Annotated in this window: 18 protein-coding genes; 7 read left to right on the top strand and 11 right to left on the bottom strand. The window is 67.3% G+C overall.

All coding sequences use genetic code 11. The features are described from left to right. Window positions 1-17: 17 nt before the first annotated feature. The 5 genes from EAG14_RS00490 to EAG14_RS00470 form a co-directional block, all read right to left on the bottom strand. A complete protein-coding gene (locus tag EAG14_RS00490) occupies window positions 18-1,166 on the bottom strand; it encodes a VWA domain-containing protein (RefSeq protein ID WP_121727730.1) in 1,149 nt (382 codons plus the stop codon). 137 nt (window positions 1,167-1,303) lie between these two features. After that, entirely contained in the window at window positions 1,304-1,864 is a 561-nt protein-coding gene (gene ssb / locus EAG14_RS00485) for a single-stranded DNA-binding protein (protein ID WP_099742431.1), read from the bottom strand. Window positions 1,865-1,966: 102 nt separating this feature from the next. Next, window positions 1,967-3,166 carry an MFS transporter gene (locus EAG14_RS00480; RefSeq protein WP_121727729.1) on the bottom strand — a complete coding sequence of 400 codons (1,200 nt, stop codon included), beginning with the start codon at window positions 3,164-3,166 and terminating at the stop codon, window positions 1,967-1,969. A gap of 172 nt (window positions 3,167-3,338) precedes the next feature. Beyond that, a complete protein-coding gene (locus EAG14_RS00475; RefSeq protein ID WP_162995865.1) occupies window positions 3,339-4,079 on the bottom strand; it encodes a choice-of-anchor U domain-containing protein in 741 nt (246 codons plus the stop codon). A 292-nt stretch (window positions 4,080-4,371) separates the two neighbouring features. Beyond that, window positions 4,372-5,433, bottom strand: a complete 1,062-nt coding sequence (locus EAG14_RS00470) for a helix-turn-helix domain-containing protein (protein WP_121727727.1) — start codon at window positions 5,431-5,433, stop codon at window positions 4,372-4,374. 108 nt (window positions 5,434-5,541) lie between these two features. On the opposite strand from EAG14_RS00470, the gene uvrA reads away from it, so the two are divergent. Then, window positions 5,542-8,598 (top strand): excinuclease ABC subunit UvrA, encoded by a 3,057-nt coding sequence (gene uvrA / locus EAG14_RS00465; RefSeq protein ID WP_121727726.1) that lies wholly within the window; start codon window positions 5,542-5,544, stop codon window positions 8,596-8,598. A 66-nt stretch (window positions 8,599-8,664) separates the two neighbouring features. On the opposite strand, the gene EAG14_RS00460 is transcribed toward uvrA, so the two are convergent. Together EAG14_RS00460 and EAG14_RS00455 are read right to left on the bottom strand one after the other, a co-directional pair. After that, window positions 8,665-9,636, bottom strand: a complete 972-nt coding sequence (locus EAG14_RS00460; protein WP_121727725.1) for an alpha/beta hydrolase — start codon at window positions 9,634-9,636, stop codon at window positions 8,665-8,667. A gap of 176 nt (window positions 9,637-9,812) precedes the next feature. Then, the gene (locus tag EAG14_RS00455) at window positions 9,813-10,409 is read right to left on the bottom strand and encodes a hypothetical protein (RefSeq protein ID WP_121730218.1); all 597 of its coding nucleotides are present in this window, start codon (window positions 10,407-10,409) and stop codon (window positions 9,813-9,815) included. Between the two features lie 205 nt (window positions 10,410-10,614). On the opposite strand from EAG14_RS00455, the gene ompR reads away from it, so the two are divergent. Both ompR and EAG14_RS00445 read left to right on the top strand, forming a co-directional pair. Beyond that, window positions 10,615-11,358, top strand: a complete 744-nt coding sequence (gene ompR, locus EAG14_RS00450; protein WP_099658886.1) for a two-component system response regulator OmpR — start codon at window positions 10,615-10,617, stop codon at window positions 11,356-11,358. Next, window positions 11,355-12,740, top strand: coding sequence for an ATP-binding protein (locus EAG14_RS00445; RefSeq protein WP_121727724.1), 1,386 nt, complete (start codon window positions 11,355-11,357; stop codon window positions 12,738-12,740). The genes ompR and EAG14_RS00445 overlap by 4 nt, the downstream gene beginning before the upstream one ends. Window positions 12,741-12,803: 63 nt before the next feature. Here EAG14_RS00445 and EAG14_RS00440 read toward each other — a convergent pair whose 3' ends face one another. Then, entirely contained in the window at window positions 12,804-14,768 is a 1,965-nt protein-coding gene (locus EAG14_RS00440) for a sigma-54-dependent Fis family transcriptional regulator (protein WP_371414436.1), read from the bottom strand. Window positions 14,769-15,113: 345 nt separating this feature from the next. Between EAG14_RS00440 and EAG14_RS00435 the strand changes: the two genes are divergently transcribed. The 4 genes from EAG14_RS00435 to EAG14_RS00420 all read left to right on the top strand — a co-directional run bounded on the left by EAG14_RS00435 (window position 15,114) and on the right by EAG14_RS00420 (window position 19,141). Next, on the top strand, window positions 15,114-16,637 hold the full coding sequence (locus EAG14_RS00435; protein ID WP_121730217.1) for an aldehyde dehydrogenase family protein: 1,524 nt from the start codon (window positions 15,114-15,116) through the stop codon (window positions 16,635-16,637). Between the two features lie 257 nt (window positions 16,638-16,894). Continuing rightward, a complete protein-coding gene (yiaY, locus tag EAG14_RS00430; RefSeq protein ID WP_121727722.1) occupies window positions 16,895-18,049 on the top strand; it encodes an L-threonine dehydrogenase in 1,155 nt (384 codons plus the stop codon). A gap of 13 nt (window positions 18,050-18,062) precedes the next feature. After that, window positions 18,063-18,473, top strand: a complete 411-nt coding sequence (locus tag EAG14_RS00425) for a DUF779 domain-containing protein (protein WP_099658887.1) — start codon at window positions 18,063-18,065, stop codon at window positions 18,471-18,473. A 221-nt stretch (window positions 18,474-18,694) separates the two neighbouring features. Further along, the gene (locus EAG14_RS00420) at window positions 18,695-19,141 is read left to right on the top strand and encodes an acyl-CoA thioesterase (RefSeq protein WP_099657154.1); all 447 of its coding nucleotides are present in this window, start codon (window positions 18,695-18,697) and stop codon (window positions 19,139-19,141) included. Window positions 19,142-19,216: 75 nt separating this feature from the next. On the opposite strand, the gene EAG14_RS00415 is transcribed toward EAG14_RS00420, so the two are convergent. The 3 genes from EAG14_RS00415 to EAG14_RS00405 form a co-directional block, all read right to left on the bottom strand. After that, window positions 19,217-20,209 carry a succinylglutamate desuccinylase/aspartoacylase family protein gene (locus tag EAG14_RS00415; RefSeq protein ID WP_240456892.1) on the bottom strand — a complete coding sequence of 331 codons (993 nt, stop codon included), beginning with the start codon at window positions 20,207-20,209 and terminating at the stop codon, window positions 19,217-19,219. Window positions 20,210-20,217: 8 nt separating this feature from the next. Beyond that, window positions 20,218-21,213: a tripartite tricarboxylate transporter substrate binding protein gene (locus EAG14_RS00410; protein WP_121730215.1), complete on the bottom strand. Its 996-nt coding sequence runs from the start codon at window positions 21,211-21,213 to the stop codon at window positions 20,218-20,220. Window positions 21,214-21,412: 199 nt separating this feature from the next. Further along, window positions 21,413-22,309, bottom strand: a complete 897-nt coding sequence (locus EAG14_RS00405; protein WP_099742441.1) for a LysR family transcriptional regulator — start codon at window positions 22,307-22,309, stop codon at window positions 21,413-21,415. Window positions 22,310-22,334: the final 25 nt, after the last annotated feature.

The following is a 22,334-nucleotide window of genomic DNA, read 5'->3' as shown; positions in this document are numbered from 1 at the left end:
CAGTCAACTCAGGCACTTCAGTTCATCACCTCGGCCAGCCACTGCGCAAAGTGGGTTGGCGTGAGGGCTGCCACGTGCATGCCCTGGCTGGCCAGGCGCTGGGCCATTTGCCGGTCGTACACAGGGTTGGCCGATTCGTCCAGCGCGGCCAACCCCAGCAGCTTGACGCGCGCCTGCGCCATGCGCTGCACTGCGGCCAGCAAGGGGCCGGGCGAGGCACCTTCTTCAAAGTCGCTGATGAGCGTGAACACTGTGCGCTGCGGGTTTCCGATGAGCGACTCGCAGTACCGCACAGCGCGGCCGATATCAGTGCCGCCGCCCAGTTGCACCGTGAGCAGCACCTCCACCGGGTCGTGCGCCAGGTGGGTCAGGTCGACCACGCTGGTGTCAAACACCACCAGCTTCACGCGCACAGCGGGCAGCGAACTCATGATGCCCGCCACCACGGCACTGTAGATCACCGAGTCCATCATCGAGCCGCTCTGGTCCACGCACAGCACCACGTCCCAGGGCAGGTTGCGCTTGACGCGGGCATTGAACAGCGGCCGCTCGATGATGAGCTGGCCACGCTCAGCACTGTAATTTTTGAGGTTGGCGGCAATGGTGGCGCGCGCATCAAAGCTCTGGGCGTTGGGCACCAGCGAGCGGCGCTGCCGATTGCGACGGCCCACCAGCGCGTTCACAAAGTCGCTTTTGAGGCGGCGGGTGATCTCGTCCACCGTCTTGCGGATCACATCGCGCACGGCATCGCGCATCTGCCCCGACAGGCGCCCGCGCATGCCCAGCAGGGCCTTGGCCAGGCCGGGCGTGGCGTCCATCGAGCGCAGCACCTCGGGGTCGTTGAGCAAGCTGGTGAGCTGGTAGCGGTCGATCGCCTGCGTCTGCATGCGCTCAAACACCTCTTGCGGAAACAGCTTGCGCGAGCGGTTGAGCCAGTCGATGGCGCGCAACTGGGTCGGGTCCAGCGAGCCTGGGCCACCCGCAGGCTTGGCCAGGCCCCGGCCATCGTATTCGCGCCCGTAAAGGTATTCCAGCGCCTGGTCGAGCTTCCAGTCCTCGCCCTGCATGCCCACGCCTCCCATGGGCCGCGCGGCGTAGCGGCCCAAAATGAGCCGCCAGCGGCGCAGTGCGTCGTCAGATGTGGGCGAATCGGCTGGAGCGGTCATGCAGGAAACGCGGTGTCTGGATCAACAATGCCAACGAGGAGCGTGAACGCGCAAGGCGCCCAGGCCCACAAAAAAGCCTGCCAGCGCGGACGCGGGCAGGCTTGCGGTGGTGTGCGGGTGTGCACGCTGGCCAGGGGTCAGAACGGAATGTCGTCGTCCATGTCATCAAAGCCCGAAGCCGCGCGGGGGGGCTGCGCCACGGGTGCTGGCGCGGGGCGCGGGGCCGGTGCGGCCATGGGGCGTGGCGCTGGCGCTGCGCGGCGGGGGGCTTGGTCGTAGCCGCCACCTTGGTCGCCGCCACCGCCGTAGCCGCCGTCGTCATAGCCACCGCCTTGCTGGCCGCCACCTTGGCCGCCCATGCCTTGGCGGCCGCCCAGCATTTGCATCTGGTCGGCGCGGATTTCGGTGCTGTACTTTTCAACGCCGGCCTGGTCGGTCCACTTGCGGGTGCGCAGGCTGCCTTCCACGTACACCTGCGAGCCCTTGCGCAGGTACTGGCCTACGATTTCAGCCAGACGGCCGTTAAAGACCACGCGGTGCCACTCGGTGGCCTCTTTCATTTCGCCGGTCTGCTTGTCTTTCCACTTGTCGGTGGTGGCAATGGTCACGTTGGCCACCTGATCGCCACTGGGGAAGGTGCGCATTTCAGGGTCACGGCCCAGGTTTCCGACGATGATGACTTTGTTGATGGATGCCATGGCTGTGCTTTCACTTAAAACAGCGCCGGATTTAGGGAAGTTTCCGCGCGCCAAACGCGCCATTGTGCCGCAACCGACTCCTGACCGGACACGCGCGCGACTTCAATGTCCCGCAGAGGCACCACCCGCATCATGGCGGCCGATAGGCTTCAACTTCCGGGAAACGGCCAGCCACAGCACCATCAGCAAGGTGGTAGCTGCAAATAAACCTGTGGGGCCCACCCACTTGACCAAGGCACCGCCCAGTGCCCCACCGGCAAACAGTCCCATGGACTGCAGCGTGTTGTAGCTGCCCAGCGCAGCCCCCCGCACCTGGGGCGGGGCCATGCGCGAGACCAGGCTGGGCTGGCTGGCCTCCAGCGCGTTGAACCCGCAAAAAAACACAAACATCAGTGGCCCCAGGACCCACAGCGAAGGCGCAGCGCCACTGGCCGCCAGCGCCCCCAGCCCCACCTGCACCGCCAGCACCAAGCCAATGGCACCCAGCAGGGCAGCACGCAGGTGGCCCTTGCGCTCCAGCGCAAACAGCCCGCCCATGGCCACAAACGACAGCACCACGGCCGGCAGGTACACCTGCCAATGGTGGTCTTTGCCCAGCCCAGCCTGCACCAACATGGCAGGCACCGCCACCCACATCGACAACTGCACGGTGTGCAGCACGAACACGCCCAGGTTCAGGCGCAGCAAATCGGGGTGCGCCCACACATCGGCCAGGCGGCCACGGGGGGCGTTCTTCAGGTGTGCGGGCTCAGGCGGCACCCACCACAGCACCACGGCCACGCCCGCCAGGGCCAGCAGGCAAGTCAGCCCAAACAAACCCGGCAGGCCCACAGCCGCCGTAAGCACGGGCGCGGCCACCAGCGCCACCGCAAACATCAGGCCAATGCTGCCGCCCACCAACGCCATGGCCTTGGTGCGCACAGCGTCGCGCGTCTGGTCGGCCAACAAGGCCGTGACGGCGGCCGACACCGCCCCCGCCCCTTGCAAAGCGCGGCCCAGCAGCAGGCCCGTCAACGAATCTGCCAGCGCCGCCAGCAAACTGCCTGCGGCAAACACCAGCAGGCCCAGCACAATCACGCGCTTGCGGCCAAAGCGGTCGGACGCCATGCCCAGCGGCAGCTGCAGCACCGCCTGGGTCAGGCCGTAGATGCCCATGGCCAGCCCCACCAGCGCGGGGTCATCGCCGCCGGGGTACTTGCGGGCCTCCAGCGCAAACACGGGCAGCACCAGAAACAGGCCCAGCATGCGCAAAGCAAAAATCAGCGCCAGGCTCACGCTGGAGCGGCGCTCCAGCGGGGTCATGCGCTCAGGGGAAGGGGTCGATCGGGCTGCCGTGGCATCCGACAGGGAAGGGGAAGAATCCGGCACGGTGGTGCACTCAGGCCAAATAAAGCAAAGGGGGATTCTCACCGATTGGCGGCCCTGCCGCCCGAGCCTGGGCACGATGGGGGCCAATGCACCCCTCAAGAACCGGTCACCGGCCTGTGATGCGTGGCCGACTGCGCATGTCCAGCCACACCATCAGCCCCAGAATCACTGCCGCCACCCACAGGGCCCAGGTGGTGTCGGCCAACAAGGGCACCGCCACCAAAGGCACCAGCGCCACCGTGGCGGGGTCGCGAATGCGGCCCACCGCGGGGTCCGAATCCCCCACGCCGTTGTCTTGCACGGTGTAGGTCACGGTGCGGCGGTCGGCACTGAACTGCGCACCGCTCCAGGCAAACCAGGTGGAGATGGTGGCGCCCTGGGTGGCGGGGCCCAGCTTCCACAACTGGGCCGTGGGCGGCAAGGGCTCAGGATAGGTGAGCTGCACCGTGATGCTGCCCGTGCAGCCCGAGGCGCTGAACGCCAGCACACCGTAGGGCATGCGCACCCCTTTGGGCTCGGGCTCCGGTGCCTGGCCAAAGCCACCCCCGGGCTCGAGCGCGCAGTCCGCCCCACCGCCCAGCAAGGTCACCACGGCCTCGCCCTGCATCCCCTCCAGACCGCCCGAGAGGGTTTTGCGCACCGGTGTGGCGGCTGCATCGGCCACCAGGGCCACTGCGGTCCCCGCCTCCAGCGCCGCTTCGGCAGAGGCTTCCTTGCCCTTGGCACAGGCCCAAGGGCACAGCCCCACCAACAAGGCCACCAAACCCGCACGCGCAGCGCCCCCCCGCACTGCCAAAAAAGCAGCAAGTGAGGCGAAATCCGCCAGGTGCAGGTGCTTGCGGGGCATGGACGATGCAATCAACAGGGGCCTGGGCCGCCCCAAAAGGTAAAGCCCGCCAGGCGCCAGAAAGCCTGCAGCCCATTGCGCAAGCACTCCGCCAGACGGAACCCAACCCGATGCTAGGGGCTGCCTTGTGCACGATTTGCCTGTGCGTTTGCGCTTTGTTGACTGAACGTCCCAGCCCTGACGGAAAGGGCCGTGCGCAGACAGGAGGGGACGGTGGAGCGCAGAAGGATGCGAAGGTCTGCAGGGCCCAAATGACCAAAGAAGCAAAGGGCCAGGGAGCCGCCGCCCCTCTTTATCGCGCCTTCAGGCTGCGCAGCCAGGTGGCGTATTCCACCGAGGACAGTGGATGCGCGCCCACATCGGCCATGGCCCCCGCTGACGCCGCCGACAGGGCCATGGCCCGGGCATCGCTGGGCGACATGCCAAACGCCGCCCGGAACGCGCGGCTGAAATGCGCGTTGCTTGCAAAACCCGTGCGGGCCGCCACCTCGGCCACCCGCAAGCGGCGGCTGGCCGGGTTGACCAAGGTGTGAAACGACTGCAACAACCGGCGTTGCTGTACGTAGTGAGCGACACCCCCTAAGGGCTCAAACAGCCGGTACAGCACGCTGCGCGAAATGCCGAACTCGTTGCACAGCCCCTCCGGGCTCAACGCTGTGCCCAGGTGCCGTGCAATGTGGCGCTGGATGCGCTCCAGAGCCACGCCCTGAACAGCCTCCTGCGCATGGGCCTGCGTGTCGGCACCGGGCCGCACACAGGCCGCCAGCATCTGCACGCTGGCCCGCGCCACCTGGGGCGCGTCCTCCAGCGCAATGGCGGGCAAGCGCCGCTGCAAAGACAAAAGGTGGTCACTGAACAAACCGCCCAGCGGCGTCTCGGTGCGCAGCACCGTTCCGTGCAGGCCCAGCGCACGGCTGCCAAAGGCTTCATCGGCCAACGCGCGGGGCACGATGAGCGACATCACATGCGAAGGCTGGGCAAAGGTGCGCAATGTGCGCGACAAGTCCAGCACCGTGATGTCGCCCGCGCGCACCTCGATGTCCTTGCCATCGTCGTACTGCCCCACAAACCCGCCGCCGCGGTACCACTGCACCAGATAGTGGTCCAGCCCATCCCGCGCCACCCGCGCCCGCTGCCGCGAAAACTGCTGCCCGCTGAAATGCAGATCGCCCAACAGCAGCATGCCCAGGTGCGTGGCCTGCACCGAGGCATCAAACCCCTCCACCGCCTGCGGTGTGAGCGGCGCCACGTCGAACACCACGGAAATGCTCTGGCGCCAGGCTTCAAAGCGTTCTTCACCGTCCGATTGGTCGGTTTTGAAAACGGTGGAGGGCAATGGCTGGGGCGATGTCATGGCGGGGCAGATTATGTGGCGCGCAACTGCAGTTCTGCACCAAGCCAGCAACGCGGTCAAAGAAAGACGACTGGCCTATCATGGTAGGTTTTTTGCAAATCGCCGCCCGTGACCGACACCACCGCCTCCCCTCCACCCGCCGATGGCCTCTACCTCGCCCGCGCCCTGCGCGAGCAGCGCATCAGCATCCGGGGGGCGCGCACGCACAACCTCAAGAATATTGACCTGGACATCCCCCGCAACCAGCTGGTGGTGATCACAGGGCTGTCGGGCTCGGGCAAGTCCAGTCTGGCGTTCGACACGCTGTATGCAGAAGGCCAACGGCGGTATGTGGAAAGCCTGTCGGCCTATGCACGGCAGTTTTTGGGGCGGCTGGACAAGCCGGATGTGGACCTGATCGAAGGCCTGTCGCCAGCGATTTCCATCGAGCAGAAGGCCACCAGCCACAACCCGCGCTCCACTGTGGGCACGGTGACCGAGATCCACGACTACCTGCGCCTGCTCTACGCCCGCGCGGGCACACCGTTCTGCCCGGACCATGGCCTGCCGCTGGCGGCGCAGACGGTGAGCCAGATGGTGGACGCCGTGCTGGCCTTGCCCGAGGACACCAAACTCATGGTGATGGCCCCCGTGGCACGCGAGAAAAAGGGCGAGTTCACCGAGCTGTTTGCGCAGATGCAGGCGCTGGGCTACATCCGCTTTCGGGTGGATGGGCAGATCTACGAGCACGAGAACCTGCCTGCGCTCAAGAAGACCGAAAAGCACGACATTGACGTGGTGATCGACCGGGTGAAGGTGCGCGCTGACCTGCAGCAGCGCTTGGCCGAGAGCATTGAGGCGGCCCTGCGCGTGGGCGGCAACGAGGGCAATGGCCGCGTGCTGGCGCTGGAGATGGACACGGGGCAGGAGCATCTGTTCAGCAGCAAGTTTGCGTGCCCGGTGTGCAGCTATTCACTGGCCGAGCTGGAGCCGCGCCTGTTCTCGTTCAACTCGCCCATGGGCGCGTGCCCGGCGTGCGACGGCATTGGCCAGCGCGAGGTGTTCGACCCGGCGCGCGTGGTGGCCTTCCCGTCGCTCAGTCTGGCCAGCGGCGCCATCAAGGGCTGGGACCGGCGCAATGGCTACTACTTTGCGATGCTGGAGAGCCTGGCCCGGCACTACACCTTCGATATCGAGGCGCCGTTTGAGTCGCTGCCTGCGCCGGTGCAGCACGCCATCCTGCACGGCTCGGGCGATGAAGAAATCGCCTTCAGCTACATCATGGACAGTGGGGCCTCCAAGGGCAAGGTGCACACCAAGAAGCACCCGTTTGAAGGCATCATCCCCAACATGGCGCGCCGCTACCGCGAGACGGATTCGGTGGTGGTGCGCGAAGACCTGGCACGCTTTCGCAGCACCCAGCCCTGCCCCGAATGCCACGGCGTGCGCCTGCGCCGCGAGGCCCGCCATGTGAAGGTGGGCGAAGGCACACAGGCCCGTGCCATCTACGAAGTGAGCCACGCCACGCTGAGCGACGCGCACGCATGGTTCCACTCTCTGCAGCTCACCGGCGCCAAGGCCGAGATTGCCGACAAGGTGGTGCGCGAGATCGCCACGCGCCTGCAGTTTTTGAACGACGTGGGCCTGAGCTATTTGAGCCTGGACCGCAGCGCCGAGACTCTCTCCGGCGGCGAGGCGCAGCGCATTCGCCTGGCCTCGCAAATTGGATCGGGCCTGACGGGCGTGATGTATGTGCTCGACGAGCCCAGCATTGGCCTGCACCAGCGCGACAACGACCGGTTGATCGCCACGCTGCAGCACCTGCGCGACATCGGCAACAGCGTGATCGTGGTCGAACACGACGAAGACATGATGCGCGCCGCCGACCATGTGATCGACATGGGCCCCGGTGCGGGTGTGCATGGCGGGCGCGTGATGGCGCAGGGCACGTACGACGAAGTGCGCGCCAATGCGCAATCGCTCACGGGCCAGTACCTGTCGGGTGCCCGCACCATTGCCGTGCCCGCGCGCCGCACGCCCTGGTTGCCGGTGCTGGACCAGCCCGCGCCCGTGGTGGAGGCCAAGCCCAAGTCGCGCTTTCCGCAGACCGAGGCGAGCAAGCGCCGCGCCGAGCGCATGGCAGAGCACCATGCGCGCCAGGGCGCCGTACAGGCGCTGCGGGTGGTGGGTGCCACGGGCAACAACCTCAAGGGAGTGACGGTGGACTTCCCGGTGGGGCTGCTCACCTGCGTGACGGGCGTGTCGGGCTCTGGCAAGAGCACCTTGGTCAACGACACGCTCTATGCCGCCGTGGCGCGGCAGGTGCACCGTGCGCACGAAGAGCCGGCCGAGCACGAAGAGATCGTGGGCATCGAGTATTTCGACAAGGTCATTAATGTGGACCAAAGCCCCATTGGCCGCACGCCGCGCAGCAACCCCGCCACCTACACGGGCCTGTTCACCCCCATCCGCGAGCTGATGGCCGAGACCAACACCGCCAAGGAACGCGGCTATGGCCCGGGGCGCTTCAGTTTCAACGTGTCGCAGTCTTCGGGCGGCGGCCGTTGCGAGGCCTGCCAAGGCGACGGCGTGGTGAAGGTGGAGATGCACTTCTTGCCCGACGTGTACGTGCCTTGCGACATCTGCCACGGCCAGCGCTACAACCGCGAGACGCTGGAGGTGTTGTGGAAGGGCAAGAACATCGCCCAAATCCTGGAGCTGACGGTGGAGGACGCTGCGGCGTACTTCAAGGATGTGCCATCAATAGCGCGCAAGCTGCAGACGCTGCTGGACGTGGGCTTGAGCTATATCCGCCTGGGCCAGGCCGCCACCACGCTGTCGGGCGGCGAGGCGCAGCGGGTGAAGCTGGCGCAGGAGCTGAGCAAGCGCGACACGGGCCGCACGCTCTACATCCTGGACGAGCCCACCACCGGCCTGCACTTTGCCGACATCGACCTGCTGCTCAAGGTGCTGCACCAGCTGCGCGACGCGGGCAACACCATCGTCATCATTGAGCACAACCTCGACGTGATCAAAACCGCCGACTGGCTCATTGACATGGGCCCCGAGGGCGGTGCGGGCGGCGGCACCGTGGTGGGCGTGGGCACGCCAGAGGAGCTGGCGGCCAACCCGGCCAGCCATACGGGGCAGTACCTGGCGCCCTACCTGCGGGCAGATTCGGTATAAAAATGGCCGCTAGCGCTTATTCAACAAGCGCTAGCAGCTATTTATTTCGTAGCAATCAGCACCGCATCACTGCAGCCGCCGCGCCACCTCGGCGTCGAGCGATCCCATGAAGACCTCCACCGCCTGGGTGTAGTCGCTCTCCAGGCCCAGTTGGGCGTTGATTTCGCCGTGGGTCAGGTCCTGCGGCAAGATCTCGGCGCGGCCACCCTGGTTGCGCACATGGCGGGCCATGGCGTCGGCCTGGGTGCAGGGCTGGTCGGCCCGTTCGGTGGAGCACACCATCTGCATCGGCGGCGCACCCGCCGTCCATTGGTGGAAGGGCGACAGCGCCAGCCAGTAGGCCGGGTCGCTGCCAAAGGCATCGTCGTACAGCGGCATGTGCGGCGCACGCATGTAGGCGGGCACGTTCATCACGGCGCTGTCGAGCGACACCGCGCCCAGCCAGGGCCAGGCGCCTTCGCGCAGGGCCTGTGGCGCGCGGGCGTTGAGCAGGGCCACGAGGTGGGCTCCGGCCGAGTGGCCCATGAGGATGAAGCGGTTCGGGTCCCCACCCCAGGTGGACACGCGCTGCTGCGCGGCCATGAGGGCGGCTTGCACATCACGCTCCTGCTGCGCCACGGGGGCATCCGGCAGCATGCGGTAATTGATGGAGATGAGGATGAAGCCCTTGAGTACCCAGCGGTTCACCTTCTCCTGCACCACGCGGCCCATGGCCTTGTCGCCATGCCGCCAGCCGCCGCCGTGCACCATGAAGATGACGGGCGCGCGCACCGCGCTGGCCACCAGGCTGTTGGTGCCCGTGGCGGGGCTGGTGGGCACATACACGTCCATGCGCTGTGCCGGGTCCACGCCATAAGGCACATCGGCAATGCGCTGCACGCCTGCAGACAGCACGGCCGGTGCGGCGGCGGCCTGCTTTTGTGCGATGAGGGCCCGCAGGCGGCCACCGTTCTGTGGGGTGGTCTGGGCTTGTGCGCTGGCAGTGGCCAGTGTGAGGGCCGCAAGGGCGGCCATGGTCAGAAGATGGCGCAGGGACATGGGAAGGCTCCTGTCAGGGACAAAGGTGGGAGGAAGGGAATCAGAGGGGGCGATGGAGAAGGCCGGCTCCAACCAAACCGATCACGCTGAGCCTGTAGAAGCGCCGCGCAAGGCTTCGACAAGCTCAGCCCGAACGGATATTTCTAGCTCACAGAGGCCGGGTACCGGCGGCGAACTCAAGGCCGCGTGGGGCACGCCATGGCCGCGCCGCTGGCGTCGTAGCAGGTGGCGCTGCGGCTCAAGCCAGTGTCTTTGCTGTAGCTGCTTTGCGCCTGCACGCTGTTGCCGGTGGCCGCGCTGGTGGCGGTCGAGGTGCGCGCTTGCGTCACGGTGCCATCGGCGTTGCGGGTGGCACCGCCGCTGCTTTGCAAGCTGCCCTGGGCGTTCTGGACCGACACAGCGCCGCTGTGGCTGGCGCTGCCGTCTGCATTGCGCGTGGTGCTGCCCTGGCGCACAGCCATGCCGCCCTGCGCGCCCACGGCAGCGCCACGGCGGGTCACGCTCGCGTTGCCCTGCCCATCGGTGGTGGCGGTGCGGCCGCGCAGCACGGCGCCGTTCGGGCCACTGCGGGCCACGCCGGTGTGAGCGGAAGTGTTGCCGTCGGCGTTGTGTTCCACGCTGTGGCGGGTGCGCGCCTGGGCCTCGGCCGGGGCCGCCAGCGCCAGCACGGCGCTGAGCCCCAGCGCGGTGAGGGCCGAGAACACAAATACACCGGCGGCCAGCGCAGGGCGTTGCAGCAGGTCAGGGTCAGCGGGGCGGGTCAGCAAAGGCATGGCAGTCAACTCCTTGGGGGGTGGCATGGCTGTGTACTGTGGGCCCCAGGTGTGAGCCATTGATGGCAGAAAGCGGCCGATGTATGACAAACCATGACAAACGCCTGCGGCCCGGTCATGCCTTGTCATGGCTGCGGGTGCATCGCCCTCTGCCGCGTCTACCATTGCCACCATTCCCCTTGCGACGTTACCCCTGCCCCTGCCCATGACCGACACCCTGGCCAAGATCCTGGTCGCCGATGACGAGCCCGACCTGCGCGCCCTGCTGCAGCGCTACCTGAGCGACCAGGGCTACACCGTGCGCACGGTGGAGGGCGCCGGGCCGCTGGATGTGCTGCTGGCGCGTGAGCGCTTTGACGTGCTGGTGCTCGATGTGATGATGCCGGGCGAGGACGGCCTGTCCATCTGCCGGCGCCTGCGCGCGCAGGGCGAGACCATTCCCATCCTGATGCTCACCGCCCGGGGCGATCCGGTGGACCGCATCGTGGGCCTGGAGATGGGCGCGGACGACTACCTGCCCAAGCCCTTCAACCCGCGCGAGCTGCTGGCACGCATCCAGGCCATGGTGCGCCGCCAGCGCATGCTGGGCGCGCACACCGGGCCGCAGGGTGTACACGAGCGGCTGGCGTTTGGCGACTTTGTGCTGCTGCCTGCCGAGCGGCGGCTGGAGAAGGCCGGTGCGGATATGGCCCTCACCACCGGCGAATTCGCCCTGCTGCTGGCCCTGGCCCAAAACCCGCAGCGCCCCTTGGGGCGGGACCGGCTCATGGCCCTGGCCTATGGCCCCGACCACACGGCCACCGACCGCAGCATTGACGTGCAGATCATGCGGCTGCGCAAACTGATCGAGGCCGACCCGGCCCAGCCGCGCCACATCCGCACCGTGTGGGGCGTGGGCTACGTGTTTGTGCCCGATGGCGCTGCGCCTGCCAGCGGGGGCAGGCCATGACCACACACGCTGCGGTGCCCGCGCCTGCACCCACCACACCCAGGGGCCTGTGGCCCCGCAGCCTGCTGGGCCGCAACCTGCTGCTGATGGCCGTGCTCATCGTGCTGGGCCAGCTGTGCGCGGCGGTGCTGGTGCGGCAGATGATCCTCAAGCCCCGCGTGGCGCAGGTGGCCGATGGCGTGGCGCGCAATGTGGCCGCCCTCCGCGCTGGGCTGCAAGCGCTGCCGCCCGGACAGCGGCAAGCGTTTGTGCAGGCCTTCAACGCGCAAGCCGCGCAAACACAGGCCTTTGCACTGACGGCTGCGCCCGGCGCCTGGCGCGCCGTGCTCTCGCCCATGGAGCGGCAGTTTGTGCGCGCAGTGACGCAGCGGCTGGACGAGGCACAGGGCGCGCCTCCCTCAGGCGAGCCGGTCTGGCGACGCGACAGCAGCGGCGTACTGTCGCTGCGCGTGGTGCATGAGGGAACGGAATACTGGCTCAACCTGCCCAGCGTCTTCCCCACGCGCGAGTTCACCGGGGCCTGGCTCATGGCCACACTGGCCAGCATGGTGCTGGCGCTGGCGGGCGCGTGGTGGCTGCAGCGCCACCTTAACCAGCCGCTGCAGCGCGTGGTGCTGGCCGCGCAGCGCCTGGCCCGGGGCCAGCCGCCCGCGCCCCTGCCCGAGGACGGTCCCACCGAGATCGCCACCGTGGCCCGCAGCTTCAACCACATGGCCCACAGCCTGGCCCAGGCCGACCAGGAGCGGGCGCTAATGCTTGCGGGCGTGTCGCACGACCTGCGCACGCCGCTGACCAAGCTGCGCCTGGGGGTGGAGATAGCGGGCCCGCAGATTGAGCCCGAGCTGGCCACGCGCATGGTGCGCAGCATGGACGAGATGGACGCCATCCTCGGCCAGTTTTTGCACTTTGCCCGCATGCAGGAGGCCGAGCCCCCGCAGCCCGCCGCACTGGACGACCTGGCCCAGGCCATCGCCCAGGCGCAAGCCGACCATGGCCGCAGCGTGGCGCTGGAGCTGGGCGCGCCGCCGCCCGCGCCCGTGCAAGCCCAGGCCCTGCGCCGCGCAGTGGACAACCTGGTGGAGAACGCCTGGCGCCACGGCGCAGCGCCCGTGGTGCTTCGCACGGGCAGCGAAGGTGATGCCGTGTGGATCGAAGTGCAGGACCACGGCCCCGGCCTGCCCGCCACCGAGCTGGAGCGCGTGCGCCAGCCCTTTGCCCGGGGCGAGGCGGCCCGCAGTGGCCGCCCCGGCGCAGGATTGGGCCTGGCAATTGCCGACCGTGTGGCCCGCGCGCACGGCGGGCGGCTCGAGCTGCACAGCGCCCCGGGCCAGGGGCTGCGGGCGCGGCTGGCGCTGCCCGTGGGCAGCGCACCAAAGATTTAAGCAAAATAGACTGCTAGCGCTTGATATACAAGCGCTAGCAGCTATGTTTTTAATAGCAAACGATCAATGCACGCGCGCTGCCAGCTTGCGGTACAGCGTTTGGCGGCTGATGCCGAGCTGGCGGGCGGCCTGTGACACGTTGCCGCGTGCGCTTTGCAGGGCCTGGTCGATGGCGGCGCTGGAGAGTTGCTGCAGGCTGAGCAGCACTGGGGCGTGCCCGTGCACATGCCTTTGCAGAGGCGGGTATGGAGCTTGGGGAGCCGCCGCTGCAGACACGGGTGCAGCCACCGTTTCCAGCGCCTGCACGATGTCGTCACCCAGGTGCTCCCAGCCCAGCTGGTCTTCGCCCTCGGCCAGCATGGCGCAGGCGGTGCGCAGCACGCTGGCGTATTGGCGCAGGTTGCCGGGCCAGGGGTGGGCGGCAAGGCGCTGCAGCAAGGCGGGGGCCAGGTGCACGGGGTGGGGCAGGCCCTGCTCAGCGGCCAGCTCGGCCAGCAAGTGGGTGGTGAGGGCGTCAAAGTCGCTGCGCTCGCGCAGGGCGGGCAATTGCACCGTCAGGCCGTTCAAGCGGTAGTACAAATCGTGCCGAAAACGCCCCTGCTCGGCCGCCTGCAGCAGCTGGCAGTGCGTGGCGCTGATGAGGCAAAAGTCCACCGGCACGGCCTGGCCTGCGCCCACAGGCGTCACGCTGCGGTCTTGCAGCACGCGCAGCAGGCGGGTTTGCAGGGCCAGGGGCATGTCGCCGATTTCATCGAGAAACAGCGTGCCGCCGTGGGCCTGGCGCAGGCGGCCCAGGCTGCCCTCTTTGCGGGCGCCGGTGAAGGCACCGGCCACATGGCCAAACAGCTCGGATTCGATCAGGTGCTCGGGGATGGCCGCACAGTTGATGGCCACAAAGGGGCCGCTGCTGCGCGGGCCGCTGGCGTGCAGGGCGCGGGCAAACACTTCCTTGCCCACGCCCGATTCGCCCTGGATGAGCACCGGGATGGGCTTGCCCACCACGCGGCGGGCCTTGTCGGCAGCGGCGCGCCAGCGGGCGTCGCCCGTGTCGAGCCGGGCCAGGGCATCGTCCGGCACGGCCGCCGTGTGGACGCTGGCGCTGGGCTTGTGCACGGCAGGCCAGGCAGCGGCGTCCAGTTGCACCTGGGCATACAGCAAGGCCCCGCCGCGCAGGCGCAGCGCCTGGGGCTGCTGGGGGCGGCGGTGGTGGTGCGAGAGCAGGTCATCCAGCCGCACGTCGGCCACCCGCTCCAGCAAGGTGGCGCCCAGGTCGCCCGTGTGCAAGCCCAGCTGGGCCAGGGCCACGCGGTTGGCGCCCACGATCCAGCCGTCGGCCGACACGGCAACGATGCCTTCGGCCACGCTGCCAATGCCTTCGGGCTCGCGGTGCAGGTGCAGGCGGATGTTGCGCGTGCAGGTGGCCACCAGCAGGCGGTTTTCGATCATGCGGGCGGCGGTGCTGACCAGGCCCAGGGTGTGGGCGTGGCCATTGCGGTGGTCGCCCGAGATGTCGAGGATGCCCAGCAGCTCGCCCGTGGCCGAGAGGATGGGCGAGGCCGCGCAGGTGAGAAAGCTGTTGCGCTCCAGAAAATGCTCGCCGCCATGCACCTCCACCGCGTTGCCCTCGGCCAGCGCGGTGCCGATGGCGTTGGTGCCCCGGTGGGCCTCGTGCCACGAGGCGCCGCAGGTCAGCGCCACGCGCTCGGCCTTGTCGATGAAGCCGGGGCTGCCCAGCGTGTGCATGAGCATGCCCGCACGGTCGGCCAGCACCACCACGCTGTGGCTGTGGCGCACCTGGTCGAACAGGTATTCCATGATGGGGCGCGAGTGGGTGAGCAGGCTGTGGTTGCCCGCCATGGCCTGGCGCAGGTCACCGGGGCTGGGCAGGTCTGCCATGGCGCGCCCGGTGGGGGCCAGGCCTGCGGCCACGCTGCGCCGCCAGGAGCGGGCCAGCCGCTCGTCCACTACGCCACTGGGGCAATGGCCGTGTTCCAGCAAATGTCGCCGGGCCTGTTGCAAGGCCAGCAGGGGGATGTGGTGCGCACGCTGTCTCCTGAGCGGGCCTCATGGCGTCCCGCTTCAAGGGGCAGTATGGCCGGGCCTGCGGGGCAGGGCAATAGCGTTTGCGCAGGGGGTGTTCCAACTGTTCCATTTCGTGACAGGTGTTCTGTGTTGGAACGTAACGCGGTGGCCTGGTGTCACCCACACAGCGCCCCTGAAAGACAAAAATCCAATGGAATCAAGGGCTTGCCTGCCTAGCCCGGCGCAGCCAATGGCTGGCATGGGTCTTGTATGGGACCTGACATCTGCCTGCCGCAACCGCCTGCCGAAATGCGTGCAGCAGATGCCAACAACACCTACAGGAGACACCGCATGACCGTTTACGCAGCCCCCGGCGCCGCTGGCGCCAAGATCGCCTACAAGTCCCAGTACAACAACTTCATCGGCGGCAAGTTCGTGGCCCCGGTCAAGGGCCAGTACTTTGATGTGATCTCGCCGGTCAACGGCAAGGTCTACACCCAGGCCGCCCGCTCCACCGCCGAAGACATCGAACTGGCACTGGACGCCGCCCACGCCGCGGCCGATGCCTGGGGCAAGACCGACGCCGCCACACGCGGCAACATCCTGCTGAAAATTGCCGACCGCATCGAGCAAAACCTGGAGCTGCTGGCCTATGCCGAAACCGTGGACAACGGCAAGGCCATCCGCGAGACGCTGAACGCCGACATCCCGCTCACGGTGGACCACTTCCGCTACTTTGCGGGCTGCGTGCGGGCGCAAGAAGGGGCTCTATCCAACATCGACGAGAACACCGTGGCGTACCACATCCAGGAGCCGCTGGGTGTGGTGGGCCAGATCATTCCGTGGAACTTCCCCATCCTGATGGCGGCCTGGAAGCTGGCCCCTGCGATCGGTGCGGGCAACTGCGTGGTGCTCAAGCCTGCAGAGTCCACGCCCATTTCCATCCTCATCCTGGCCGAGCTGATTGCCGACCTGCTGCCGCCCGGTGTGCTCAACATCGTCAACGGCTTTGGCCGCGAGGCGGGCATGCCGCTGGCCACGAGCAAGCGCATTGCCAAGATTGCGTTCACCGGATCGACCAGCACCGGCCGCGTGATTGCACAGGCCGCCGCCAACAACCTGATTCCTGCCACGCTGGAGCTGGGTGGCAAGAGCCCCAACATCTTCTTTGCCGACATCATGGACAAAGACGATGCGTTTCTGGACAAGGCCATCGAAGGCCTGGTGCTGTTTGCGTTCAACCAGGGCGAGGTCTGCACCTGCCCCAGCCGCGCCATCATTCAAGAATCGATCTACGACCAATTCATGGAGCGTGTCTTGAAGCGCGTGGCCGCCATCAAGCACCAGAACCCGCTCGACACCGACAGCATGATGGGCGCGCAGGCCAGCAAGGAACAGCTCACCAAGATCCTGAGTTACCTGGACCTGGGCAAGCAAGAAGGCGCCGAAGTGCTGGCCGGTGGCGGCCAGGCCCACCTGGGCGGCGACCTGGAAGGCGGCTACTACGTGCAGCCCACGCTGTTCAAGGGCCACAACAAGATGCGCATCTTCCAGGAAGAAATCTTCGGCCCCGTGCTGGCCGTCACCACCTTCAAGGACGAGGCCGAAGCCCTGCAGATCGCCAACGACACGCTGTACGGCCTGGGCGCGGGCGTGTGGAGCCGCAACGGCAACGTGGCCTACCGCATGGGCCGCGCCATCAAGGCCGGGCGCGTGTGGACCAACTGCTACCACGCCTACCCGGCGCACGCAGCGTTTGGCGGCTACAAGGAATCGGGCATTGGCCGCGAGACCCACAAGATGATGCTGGACCACTACCAGCAGACCAAGAACCTCTTGGTGAGCTACAGCGAGAACAAGCTGGGCTTCTTTTGAGCCCATTTGACGGGGGTCAACGGAAGGCCTGAGCCCCCCGCTTTGCCAGACCACAGCGGGCGTACGATTTTGGCAAAGCAACCCCTGCCTTGGGCGCTGAGACCTGCTTCTCACGCCCTGGGCCGACCGCCCCGCCACCCGCATGGCGGGCGCGGGCCGACCCGCAGCGCCCCAAGGCAAGGGCATGCCCCGCCCTGCTGCGCACACACCGACCCGACCCTTTCCCCATACCTATAGCGATACCAAGGAGGTTCACGATGACCAGTACGTTCTTCATGCCCAGTGTCAACATCATGGGCGCAGGCTGCCTGCAAGAGGCCATGGCGGCCCTGAAAGGCCATGGCTTTCGCAAGGCGCTGATCGTTACCGACGCCGTGCTCAGCAAGCTCGGCGTGGCGGCGCGCATCCAGGCCCAGCTGGCCGGGCAGCAGATTGCCTCGGTGGTGTTTGACGGCACGCAGCCCAACCCCACGGTGGGCAATGTGCGCGCCGGGCTGGCGCAGCTCAAGGCCGAGCAGTGCGACTTCGTGATCTCTTTGGGCGGCGGCTCGCCCCACGACTGCGCCAAGGGCATTGCCCTGTGCGCCACCAACGGCGGCGAGATTGCCGACTACGAAGGCGTGGACCGCTCTGCCAAGCCGCAACTGCCTCTGGTGGCCATCAACACCACGGCGGGCACCGCCAGCGAGATGACGCGCTTTTGCATCATCACCGACGAGACGCGCCACATCAAGATGGCCATCGTGGACCGCAACGTCACGCCCATCCTGTCCGTCAACGACCCCGAGCTGATGCTGGCCAAGCCCAAGGGCCTGACCGCCGCCACCGGCATGGATGCGTTGACCCACGCGGTGGAGGCCTACGTGTCCACCGCCGCCACGCCCATCACCGATGCCTGCGCCTTGAAGGCGGTAGAGCTGATTGCCCGCAACCTGCGCACCGCTGTGGCCCAGGGGGACAACCTGCCCGCCCGCGAGCAGATGGCGTATGCGCAGTTCCTGGCGGGCATGGCGTTCAACAACGCATCGCTGGGCTATGTGCATGCCATGGCGCACCAGCTGGGCGGCTTTTATGACCTGCCACACGGCGTGTGCAATGCGCTGCTGCTGCCGCATGTGGAGGCGTTCAACGTGCCCACATCGGCCGCACGCCTGCGCGACGTGGCGCATGCCATGGGCGTGGAGGTGCAGGGGCTGGGCGCCGAAGCGGGCGCACAGGCCTGCCTGACCGCCATCCGCCAGCTGGCGCTGGACATTGGCATCCCCAAGTGCCTGAGCGACCTGGGCGTGAAGGAGGCAGACATTCCGCTGCTGGCCACCAACGCGCTCAAGGATGCGTGCGGCCTGACCAACCCGCGCACGGCCACGCAGGCCGACATCGAAGGCATCTTCCGCGGGGCCATGACGGCCTGACGCCATGAAGGCCATGGACGCCGCCACGGCAACCCAGGGCACCCCACCACCCCCACGGGTGGTGGCCACGCCTGCTGCACTGGAGCTGGTGGCCTTGCTGCAGGCCAAGCATGGCCAGGACTTGATGTTCCACCAAAGTGGCGGCTGCTGCGACAACAGCGCCGCCAACTGCTACCTGCCCGGTGAAATCACCATGGGCGCGGGCGATGTGTACCTGGGTGACATTGGGGGCTGCCGGTTCTACATCGGCAAAGCCCAGTACGAGACCTGGAAGCACACGCAGCTCATCATCGATGTGCTCGACGGGCATGGCGGCGGCACCTTCTCGCTGGAGGGGCCGGAGGGCAAGGCATTCCACACGAGGTCGCGGGTGTTCACGGCGGCCGAGCTGGCAGCGCTGGGCATCAGCGCGCCAGGGCCCTGACGCCCAAAGGCATCACAGCCAAAACAGGCTCTAGCGCTTTATCAATAAGCGCTAGCAGCTATATATTTAATAGCAATTACCAGACTGCGCCCTGCGGGATGCGCGGGGTATCGCTACAAAAGGTCACTTTCAAGATCGCAACGGCGGGCACAAACCCAGGGCACTCATGAATAATGGGGCGGATTGAGAACTCTTTCGCTCCACCCGAGCCAAGCGCCCCCATGACCACCACCTCGACCATCCTGCGTTTTCTGGCGGAATCTTCCGCAGACAGCCCCGGCGGCCGCGTGTCGGCAGGCGTGGTCATGAAGTGGATTGACGAAGCCGCCAACGTGGTGGCCAACCAGTGGGCCAAGAGCCCCTGCGTGGCCGCCAGTTACGGCAGACTGCGCTTCATGCACCCGGTGGTGGGTGGCGCCATGGTCGAGGTCGAGGCCCGCCTGGCCTACACCGGCACCACCAGCATGAACATCTTCATCGAAGTGCGCAGCGGCCCACAGCCAGGCGAGGCCTACCAGGAAGTGACCCACTGCGTGGCCGTCTTCGTCTCGCCCGACGACACCGGCACCCCCCGGCCCGTAGACAAGTGGACCCCCGAAACCCCCGGGGACATGGCTTTGGCCCAACTGGTGCGGGGTCAGATAGAGGCGGGACGCCCGGGCCACTGAGACACGCCAGCGCCAGCAACCCAACCCCCACAGACGCGGCAGCCGCGCTGGCCGCCCCGCAGATTCAATGCCCGGTCACAGCAACGTGCGCTGCGCGAACCGCACCACCGTCACGCCCGCGCGCGCCTGCCGGACCGAGGGCATCACCAGCACGCAGTTGTCGTAGGGGGTGGTGACAGGCACCCCATCGTTGTCACCGATCACGGTACCAGCCTTTTCAAACAGCTCCAGGCCCGTGTAGGGCGCCACAAACCGGAACGCGCTGCTGGTGGCCACCACCGGGCCGGTCACCTCCAGCGCCCACTGCCGGGGCGCATCGGGCATGCGCCAGCCAGGCAGTTGCTGCGCCAGCGCCTGCACACCGACCACGCCAGACTGCTCGATGAACCGCACGCACTGGTCCTGGGCCACCTGCAGGCTGGCCGGGTCGCCATGAAAGCCGCACTCGATCAGCAGCGAACGGGTGTCACCGGCCTCGGCATCGGGCAGGCCGAAGCGGCCGTAGTCGCGCATGCGCACACCGTCTTTGTGGCCCGCGTCCACCACGATGTGCTCGGGCGAGCGCATGGCATGCGCCAGCGCCAGGTTGCGCGGCTGCACGCCGGTGAGCAGCAGCGGGGCCGAGGGCTCGTGCATGGAATGGATATCGAGCAGCCAGTCGGCCTGCTGCACAAACGGCCGCAGCGCAGCGGCGCGGCGGCGCTCACGGGTGTCGCCCGCGTCGATGCGTTCGTTGAGCCACTGGCGGTTGAGGTCTTCGTCGGTGAAGCGCGAGGCATCGTGGTGGCTGGCATCGAAGCGGTCAAACGCATCAAGGTTGCAAAACGCCAGCGTGAGGCGGCCCTGCTCGGGCCGCACCCCAGCCTCCAGCAGGCCCTTGAGGGCCCAGGCGCCACACAGCTCGTTGCCGTGCACCAGCGCGCTGACCATGGTGCTGCGGCCGGGCTTGCCGCTGTCAAAGTGCCAAACCCCCTCGACCCCGGTGTTGCCAACGCGCCAGGCGCTGATGTCGGGGACTGGCAGTGAAAAGCCGGGCGATGCGGCGGTGGTGTCCATGCGTGTGCTCATGTGGGCGGTCATTCTTCGATCTTTGCGAACTGCACGATCTTCTGGTACTTGGCGATTTCACTGGCGATGTACTTGTCGGTATCGGTGGCGGGGGAGGCCACGACAGAGCCGGTGGCTTCCATCTTCTTGCGGAAGTCGGGCGACTGCAGCATGTCGGTCAGCGCCTTGCGCAGCTTGTCGTAGATGGGCTTGGGCAGGTTGGCCGGTGCCATCAGCGCAAACCACACACCGATGTCCACGTTCTTGAACTGGGGCAGCTCGGCCAGGGCCGGAATGTCGGGCGTGATGGGCGAGCGCTTGGCCTCGGTAGTGCCCAGGGCAATCACCTTGCCGCTTTTGATGTGGGGCAGGCCGCTGGAGAGGACGAACACGCCAAACTCCAGGTTGTTGCCCACCAGGTCGTTGGTCAGCGGGGCCACGCCGCGGTAGGGAATGTGCGTCATGAACAGCTTGCCCTGGTCTTTGAGCATCTCACCCGCCAGGTGCAGCGAGGTGCCCACGCCCGAGCTGCCGTAGCTGAATTTGCCTGGGTTCTTGGCGACCAGCTGCGTGAACTCGGCCGCATTCTTGACGCCCGAGGCGGGTGATGCCACCAGCACCAGCGGCTGCGACGCCACCAGCCCGATGGCGGTGAAGTCCTTGATGTCGTACTTGACCTTTTTGGTGACCAGCTTGTTGATGGCCAGCTCGTTGCTGGCGCCCACCAGCAGCGTGTAGCCATCGGGCTGGGCATTGGCCACCTTTTGCGCGCCAATGGCGCCGCCCGCACCGCCGAGATTCTCGATCACCACCGGCTGGCCCAGTCGGGTGGACAGCTCGGTGCCCACCATGCGGCCCATCAGGTCGGTGCTGCCGCCGGGCGGGTACGCCACGACGATGGTGATGGGCTTGGTGGGATAGGCTGGTGCCTGGGCCCAGGCCGCGGATACGGCGGCGGCACACGCCAGTGCACCGGCAACACATCGGACAAGCCCCTGGCGGCGGGCAATAGAGAGAGGACGCATCGTGTTTCCTTGTGTGGGGTGGTAGTGCCCCATTGTCCGAATCGCCGCCCCTCCATGTGGTGCCTAAATGGCACGAGACGGTGCATTTTTGGCACCGGAATCTCCTGGCCGCCGGTTGTTCTGCTGCCCCTCAGCAACTGATGCACTGTCCTGTGGGTCCACGCACCATCTGCGCAGGCAACCGCGCAACTGCGCTGTATCAGCGGCGCGCAATCGTGGACCAGAGCACCTCTGCCAGCGTGCTGAGTCGGCGCTTGGGGCGGTACAGCCGCACATCGAACTTCACCTCCAGGCTCTTGTCACCGGCAGGCGCCAACAGGCCCGACTTGCAGTCGCCATGCACCATGGACCAAGGCAGCCAGGACACCCCCAAACCTTTGCGCACGTACTCGTAGTTCGCATCGGGCGAGTCACATTCCACCAACCGCTGCAGGCTGCTGGCCTGGGGGTGGTGGGCCAGCAGATCCTCCACCAAACGCCCCAGCGCGAGCGTGCGGCCAAACGCGATGTACGGCACCGCTGTGCTGCCCGCACCCAGCCGATAGCGCGGAGCGCCATGCGCATCTGCCAGGGCTATGGGCAAGAGCCGGTCAGTAGCAAGGGCGACATGCAAAAACTGTCGCCCATCCAAAGGCACCGTCAGCGAGGGGTGGTGATAGAGGATGGCGAAATCTGCCACGCCCTGCTGCAAGTCTTGCACCGCATCGGCCAGCGCGCGGGTGAGGATGCGCAGCTCCCCATCGGCCAGATGGGGCCGCAAACGCACCAACCAGTCGGCTACCACGGTGCGCGCCAAGGTGCGGCCTGTGGCCAGGGTGACGGTGCGGGCCTGGCGGCCTGCAATGGCCATCAGCTCATCGTGCGACTGGGCCAGGTTGCGCGCCATTTGCTCGGCCGTGTCCACAAAGGCCTGGCCTGCGGCGGTGAGCCGCACCGGGCCACCGCCACGCTCGATCAGCGGCGTTCCGGCCCAGGCTTCTAGTGCGCGGATGCGGCGCCCAAAGGCCGGGTGCGTGACGTGGCGTATCTCAGCGGCGCGGGTGAAGCTGCGCTCCTGCGCCAGCACGGCAAAGTCCTCCAGCCATTTCAGTTGCATGGGCAAGGCACCTGGGGGCAACGCA

The sequence above is a fragment of the Acidovorax sp. 1608163 genome, assembly GCF_003669015.1.
Taxonomy (GTDB): domain Bacteria; phylum Pseudomonadota; class Gammaproteobacteria; order Burkholderiales; family Burkholderiaceae_C; genus Acidovorax.
The sequence above is the reverse complement of the archived record's forward strand: the minus strand, read 5'-3'. Positions and strand labels throughout refer to the sequence as shown.